This is a genomic window from Microcoleus sp. AT3-D2 (assembly GCF_036705715.1).
GTDB lineage: Bacteria > Cyanobacteriota > Cyanobacteriia > Cyanobacteriales > Microcoleaceae > Microcoleus.
In genome coordinates this window covers 24,830-31,697 of record NZ_JAUBVE010000048.1, presented here as the reverse complement: position 1 = coordinate 31,697, position 6,868 = coordinate 24,830, and the positions used below count along the sequence as shown (strand labels likewise).

Genomic DNA, 6,868 nt, shown 5'->3' with positions numbered 1-6,868 from the left:
ACCGTGAACAGTCAACAGTCAACCGTGAACAGTCAACAGTCAACCGTGAACAGTCAACAGTCAACCGTGAACAGTCAACAGTCAACCGTGAACAGTCAGCATTCTTACCAATCAACCTCAGCCCTTTCCTCCACCACCCGTTCATAAACCCACTGGGTTTCTATCGCCAACTTCGGCCAACTAAACCGGCGTTCCAAATCTTGATAAGCATTGTCAACCAACCACTGCGCGTAACCCGGATTTTTCAAAACCTCCAAAATTCCCCATGCCAAAGAATCCCGATTGTTGGCCTCAGTAACAACGCCAGTTTTAGTGTGCAGTACCACCTCTGGAAGTCCGCCCGCATCCGAAACCACCACAGGCACTCTTGCAGCAAAGCTTTCTAACGCTACAATCCCAAAAGGTTCGTAAAGACTGGGGAAAACCGCGCAGTCAGCCACGGTCTGGAATTTGTCGAGATGTTCCTCAAACATGAACCCAGTAAAATAACACTTATTCCAAATTCCTAAATGCCAAGCTAAATGTTTGAGATGGTCTGTATTGCCGCCACCAACAATTACAATTTTCGCTTTACCCCCCATTTCCCAAATTACTTTAGGTGCAGCATGCAAAAATACACCAATGCCTTTTTCATAGCTAATTCTTCCTACATAATAGACAATTTTCTCATCATCAGCAGCAAACCTGCGGCGGAAATCCATTGCGTCAAATTCGTGCCAGCGGGGCTTTTTCTCCGATCTAATTCCGTTGTAAATTACCTCTATTTTGTTCCACGGAGTCGCTAGTACCCGTTCGGCTTCCCGCCGCATATAATCACTGCAAACAATTACTCGCCAAGCGTTGTAAGCAAGGTCGTTTTCCTTGGCGTTAATGTAGCGCTGCCCTTCATTGTGGATGCCGTTGAAGCGGCCGTATTCGGTGGCGTGGATGGTGGCAATTAGCGGTACTTTAAAGGTATGCTTGAGGGCGATCGCCGCATCTCCCACTAACCAATCGTGAGCGTGGATGATATCAAAGGGGCCTTCCTCAAGCATCAGTTTCCCGCCTTGGTGGCCCATGCTTTGGTTGAGGTTCGCCACCCAGTGAAAAAAGTCCTTGGCGTGCCCCACTAACACCCGATGCACCCGTATTCCTTCCACCACTTCGTACATCGGTGCGTGGCCGAACTCTACTGTAATTAAGTGAATTTCGTGTCCCTGCTTCACCAATTCTGGATATAGTTCCGATACGTGGCGGGCGATACCGCCTACGATTCTGGGAGGAAACTCCCATGCCAATACCAAAATTTTCATCTTTCTCCCTCCAAATAATTTATATAACTTAATGTTTAGGATTAACAGATTTATTGTATAATTATCACCCTTAAATTTAAGTTGAGCGTAAGTTGATGCCCAATGCCTGACTTTTGGCAGCAACAAAGACAGAAAATCATGCCTAAATCTGGTTTTTGCATGAAATTGCTCGATCGCCATTACCTGAAAAAAACAGGTTTCCTCAAGATTTGAGCCACTGAGGGAAGCAATGGCGATCGTAACTACCCGCTTACCGTTTCTTCAAAATCGGCTCCAATTCGCCGCGAAAACGCGTCCAAGCAGCAGCCGATGCAGAATTAGAAACAACACCCTGACGCATCAAAATCGCGCCGTCTTCAAAGCCAACAATTCCGTAATCTCCCGATTTGGACATTCGATCGATCGCCGGTACGATTTCCCGCAACTGTCCGCGTTCCCCGCGAAACGCAGCCTGATACTGCTGCAACTGCCACAAATCGGCAATTACATATTGCATCTTCACTGCCTTCCCCGCATCATTGCGGAGTTCAAACATCGGAAACCTGAGAATTTCCCGCCTGCTTGACAAAATCGGCACAATAGTATTCGTCGCTGCCACGCTAGCATCAGCAGGAATTTGAGCCAATAGCGGCCGCACTTGCAAAACGTGCTGCCATTGTCTGACGAGAGGAACCTGCACCCAAGGATCGATCGCATCGGGCAAAATCCAAGAAAAAGTCCGATTTGGGTTAGAAGTGAAGGTAAAAAATAGCGACAAACAGATGCAAAACCCCCAAAAGCGGCGAAAATTTGAAGAAGAAGGCAGAGGAAATAAAGCAGAAGGAAAACGCAAAAACATTCTTTCCTCTCTCACCATTCTATCTTCTTCCTTTTGACGCTGGGCCCACCACAGAATCGCCCCATAAAAAAGCCCTGGAACCACAGTCATCGCATAGCGAATATTAATCGCCAGCACCGACTCTCCTTTCGCTAAAAATAGCTTCAGCAGCGGAAATCCAGCTATCATCCAAGACGCAGGCGCGAAAGCAGGAACCAAAGCTAATGGCAACCACTGGCCAAGCAGGTATCTAATCTTACCAAAAAACGGCGTAAATAACTGAGCCACCAACCGCCAGGGATTGCTCACCATTCCCCAAATAATTTCTAGAGTAGAAGCTTCATCTCCATCAGCATATTGACCGAAGCGCTCCATCATAAACCGCTGGGATATATCAGCAGAAAACAAAGGCATAATCAGATTGGTCAGGACGATCATATAACCAAAACTGAGTATGCAGACAGCCAAACCAGTCCGAGGGTAGCGCCGGCTCAAAATCAGGTAAACTCCGACGCCAAATAAAACAACTCCCCCATCTTCTCGCACGGCCAAAATTAAAGTTGCCAGAATCCCAAACAAGGGCCACCAGCGCTTCTCCATTGCCAGCAGCAAGCCAAAGACATACAGCGGCATTTGACAAATATCGTGAAAATTGCCCAAAGTCGGGCCGATGACCGCGTTAGCGCAGTAATAGCTCACAACAATTGTCGCCGACAGCCTCGGTTCCAGATAGTGTCTGGCGAGAGCATAGAGCACTCCTCCAGCCGCCGTAATTAAAGTCACCTGCAACACCGTCAAAGTGACGGGCGAGGGAAACAGCGAGTAAATTGGCAGCCACAGCATCAGGGCCGGGGTGAAATGCTGCCCCAACCGGTAGTAAGATACTTCCGGGAGCTGGTTTTGGTGAACCACATTAGTGGACAACGCCGAAGAGAGGGAACTCTCAAACAAGTGACCCCGAGTGCCGTTCCAAAAAACTTGATTGAAAATGCCTTGGTCGTAAGTAGCGTAAAAGCTGTAGTAGCGGTGCAGCGTCAGCAACAGGCACAGCACAAAAAAGGCGGCCGCCACTTGAACCACCACCCGCAGCGACTCATTTTTCTTCCATCTCAAAAATATCATCTGCCCGCCTGTAATGAAATTATCGGACAATAGCATAAATCTAAAGTAAGTATTAAATTAAAGTAGAAGTGAAATAACTCGGCTCGGCAATGCTCAATTATTTTCACCCGATCGAAAAGCTCAACAGCGTCCATTCAACATCAGGCACCAGCGGCACTGACTGTTCTCCCGAACAGCCGGCCAATTCCGCACCACTTTTACAGCTTTTGCTGTTTGTAGACAAGCGTCCCTCTTCCAGGGAACAGACCAGACACATCCGCAAGTCCCTAAAGGATTTGAAGGCAGAGTGGGACTTTGAGCTTCAAATCATTGATGTAGGAGAACAGCCCGATTTAGCCGAACACTTTAAACTTGTAGCCACTCCCTCGCTGCTCAAAATTCATCCCGATCCGCGACAAACTCTCGCCGGCAGCAATTTAATCGCCCAACTCGAACACTGGTGGCCCCGCTGGAAGCGTTCTGTAGAAGAATACGCAGCTCAGCAACAGTCTGCCCCAGCTCTTGCTGAAAGCCTGACTGACCCAAAACCCATCTATTCCGTTGCTTGCGCGGCCGAAATTGTGCAGCTTTCCGATGAAGTTTTTCGCCTCAAACAGGAAAAAGAACACCTGCAAGAGCAGTTGCAGTTGAAAGACCGGATTATTGCGATGCTAGCTCACGACTTGCGTAATCCCTTGACGGCCGCATCTTTGGCTTTGGAGACTTTGGAGTCAAGTCAGAAGGTGAAAGAGGGGGAAAAGTCGCGTTTGACACCGAGTCTGGCGGCTCATTTGATGAAGCAAGCCCGCCGCCAAATCCGAATTGTCGATCGTATGATTACAGATATCCTGCAAGCAGCCCGGGGTACAAATGCTCAACTCCACATTGAACCAAAAAGAATCGAACTGGGGGCGATTTGTCAAGATGTAATCTTGCAGTTTCAAGACAAATTTCAGGCGAAAAGTCTGAACTTAGAAACAGACATTCCCGCAGATTTACCCTTGGTTTATGCCGATCCAGATCGCATCAAACAAGTCATGGTCAACCTGCTTGACAACGCCAGCAAGTACACCCCAGACCAAGGAACTGTTAATCTGTCCATTCTCCACCGCACCGCTTACAAAGTTCAAGTCAGCATTTGCAACAGCGGCCCGGGAATTCCTGAAGAAGATTGCGCGAGCATTTTTGAAGACAGCTTTCGCTTGCAGCGAGATAAATCAAAAGATGGTTACGGCATTGGACTGTCTCTGTGTCAAGGCATCATCCGCGCCCACTACGGTCAAATTTGGGTAGACTCTGTACCCGATAGAGGCAGTTGTTTTCACTTTACTCTGCCTGTCCAAAAATAAAAGTTAGCTGTCAGCGATCGGCTAACTGTTGTCTGTTGTCAGTAGCAACCGCATTTGATATTACAGTTCAACTTTTCCGCAGTGCAGCGATAATCTGTGCGTTTGCCTGGGGGAAAGTAAATTGGTCAATTTCATCGAGTGTGACCCAGCGAATTTCATCGCATTCGATCGTTTGCGGTTCCCCGCTGACGTGGCGGCAGTGGTGTACGTATAGTCTAACTGTAAATTTAGTGTAGTCGTGGTCAATTGTAATCAAGCGATCGCCAACTTCTACGACAATCCCCAACTCCTCCATAATTTCCCGTTTTATGCAAGCTTCGATTGTTTCCCCAGGCTCTATTTTTCCGCCCGGAAACTCCCAGAAACCACCGTGCAGTCCATGTTGTCGGCGCTTGTCAATCAAAATTTGTTGGCGATCGTTCCAGATTGCAGCAACGCCGATAACTTTGTGGACCAAAGGAGGAAGAGACATATTAATTGGGAATTGGGTATTGGGAATTGGGTATTGGGAATTTAAGAATAATATCAATAATTCTTCAATTATTTAATCTAAAATCTAAAATATAAAACCTAAAATCTAAAACCTAAAACCTAAAATCTAAAATCTAAAATCTAAAATATTAAGCCCCCATCTTGCGAGGGGGGGCTTGACACTTGGATCACTTAAATGTTAACAATCTACTAATCGTCCGAGCCATGTCTCTCACTGGCTTGTAGGGACTTTTCAAAAGTCATTCGCTGTTCGGCATTTTTCAGAAAATAACCGCTAATCATAGCCGAGGCGAGCAATCTACCCAAATGTTCGCGACTGGTAGTCACTGTCACCCCGAAGTGTTCCGAAGGCAAATTCCCCAATAGTCCAACAATATTTCGCTCCATTACTTGAAACACTTCGTGAGAAGTCGGCTTAGACAACTGAGAAACTGTGTCTGGAGCCATTGACTGCACGTATTGCCATAATAAGTTAGCATTTTCTCCGTCTTCTTCAAAGAATTCTGGGGATTTATTAGATGAGTTGCTCACGAGTACCTCCGTTTCAGACACAGCTTGTTATGTTAGACGCGGGCGGTTAAATTAAATAACCCTTATCCGCTGGCTGCTGATCTTTATTACTAAGTAATTACTAATGTAGCAGGACATTTGTAGCAACCAAGTGGGCACAACCGAATTAAAAGCGGCGGTTTTTACGATTTTAGATTGGGGATTGCGAGTGGGCGAAATGTCCGATCGCCAATCCCCAATCCCCAATCTACCTAGCTGGCTAGATAATCGTTGATATCTTGCTTGCGCTTGCGGAGTTTGGTCAAAGCTTCCCGTTCTATTTGCCGCACTCGTTCCCGACTAATGTTGAGACGATCGCCTATTTTGGCCAAAGTTAAGGTTTGCCCGTCTTCTAAACCGAACCGCAAGGCGAGCACTTCTCGCTGTTGCTGAGTCAGTTCCGCCATTAGCTGCTCTAAGTCAGTCCGCAGGGAAGATTGCAGGGCAAAATCTTCCGGGGTAGTACCCGTATCTTCCAACAAATCGCCCAACTCTGTATCTTGATTGTCTCCCACGCGCAAGTCCAGGGAAAGTGGCAGGCGCGCGCGATCGAGATATTCGCGAATCTGTTTGGGAGTCAATTCTAACTCTGATGCCAATTCAGCAGCCGTGGCCGCGCGACCGAGCTGTTGAGCAAGTTGGCGCTGAGCCTTTTTAATTTTGTTGAGCTTTTCGGTGATGTGGATCGGCAAGCGGATGGTGCGACCTTTTTCGGCGATCGCCCGAGTAATTGCCTGACGAATCCACCAATAAGCATAAGTAGAAAATCTGTAGCCCTTAGTCGGGTCAAATTTTTCTACTCCCCGCTGCATCCCGATCGTGCCTTCCTGAATAAGATCCAGTAAATCTACGTTGCGCTTGATATATTTTTTGGCAACAGACACTACCAGGCGGAGATTCGCTTCCACCATTTGGCGCTTTGCCCTTTCCCCGTGTTCGATCGTCCGCTGCAACTGTGCCTCAGACAGACCAACTGCCTGTGCCCATTCAGCCGCCGTCGGGTCGCGGCCTAACTCTTCGGCTAAAATATTTTTCTCCTGATGCAGTGCGGTTGAGCGCTGTACCTGTTTCCCATAGAGTATTTCTTGCTCATGGGTCAACAAGGGAACGCGGCCGATTTCCCGCAAGTAAGCGCGAACAGAATCTGTATCTGAGGACTTAAGAGTTTTCATGAGCTTTTCCCGCTGAGGATCTGTGCCTCTAAAGGTTTGCGGTAGTCGCAAACCCCTAGCTTTAGCTGGGAAGGAAAGCGGGCGGGGACTTGCGCT

At 47.6% G+C, this 6,868-nt stretch carries 6 protein-coding genes; 1 reads left to right on the top strand and 5 read right to left on the bottom strand.

The features are described 5' to 3' along the window. Positions 1-104 precede the first annotated feature (104 nt). Both QUB44_RS19350 and QUB44_RS19345 read right to left on the bottom strand, forming a co-directional pair. Positions 105-1,292, bottom strand: a complete 1,188-nt coding sequence (locus QUB44_RS19350) for a glycosyltransferase family 4 protein (RefSeq protein WP_333369899.1) — start codon at positions 1,290-1,292, stop codon at positions 105-107. A gap of 250 nt (positions 1,293-1,542) precedes the next feature. After that, entirely contained in the window at positions 1,543-3,267 is a 1,725-nt protein-coding gene (locus tag QUB44_RS19345; RefSeq protein WP_445299908.1) for a DUF2079 domain-containing protein, read from the bottom strand. Between the two features lie 53 nt (positions 3,268-3,320). Between QUB44_RS19345 and QUB44_RS19340 the strand changes: the two genes are divergently transcribed. Next, positions 3,321-4,559: a histidine kinase gene (locus QUB44_RS19340; RefSeq protein WP_333369897.1), complete on the top strand. Its 1,239-nt coding sequence runs from the start codon at positions 3,321-3,323 to the stop codon at positions 4,557-4,559. Between the two features lie 67 nt (positions 4,560-4,626). On the opposite strand, the gene mutT is transcribed toward QUB44_RS19340, so the two are convergent. The 3 genes from mutT to QUB44_RS19325 form a co-directional block, all read right to left on the bottom strand. Beyond that, positions 4,627-5,031 (bottom strand): 8-oxo-dGTP diphosphatase MutT, encoded by a 405-nt coding sequence (gene mutT, locus QUB44_RS19335; protein WP_333369896.1) that lies wholly within the window; start codon positions 5,029-5,031, stop codon positions 4,627-4,629. 209 nt (positions 5,032-5,240) lie between these two features. Further along, on the bottom strand, positions 5,241-5,582 hold the full coding sequence (locus QUB44_RS19330; RefSeq protein WP_333163818.1) for a DUF760 domain-containing protein: 342 nt from the start codon (positions 5,580-5,582) through the stop codon (positions 5,241-5,243). Positions 5,583-5,812: 230 nt separating this feature from the next. Continuing rightward, the gene (locus tag QUB44_RS19325; RefSeq protein WP_333163816.1) at positions 5,813-6,772 is read right to left on the bottom strand and encodes an RNA polymerase sigma factor, RpoD/SigA family; all 960 of its coding nucleotides are present in this window, start codon (positions 6,770-6,772) and stop codon (positions 5,813-5,815) included. Positions 6,773-6,868 lie beyond the last annotated feature (96 nt).

What these genes read in the sequence shown, in the direction of transcription:
- QUB44_RS19325 (WP_333163816.1), bottom strand. Translation starts at nt 6,772, where the DNA reads ATGAAAACTCTTAAGTCCTCAGATACAGATTCTGTTCGCGCTTACTTG.
- QUB44_RS19350 (WP_333369899.1), bottom strand. Translation starts at nt 1,292, where the DNA reads ATGAAAATTTTGGTATTGGCATGGGAGTTTCCTCCCAGAATCGTAGGC.
- mutT (WP_333369896.1), bottom strand. Translation starts at nt 5,031, where the DNA reads ATGTCTCTTCCTCCTTTGGTCCACAAAGTTATCGGCGTTGCTGCAATC.
- QUB44_RS19340 (WP_333369897.1), top strand. Translation starts at nt 3,321, where the DNA reads ATGCTCAATTATTTTCACCCGATCGAAAAGCTCAACAGCGTCCATTCA.
- QUB44_RS19345 (WP_445299908.1), bottom strand. Translation starts at nt 3,267, where the DNA reads ATGCTATTGTCCGATAATTTCATTACAGGCGGGCAGATGATATTTTTG.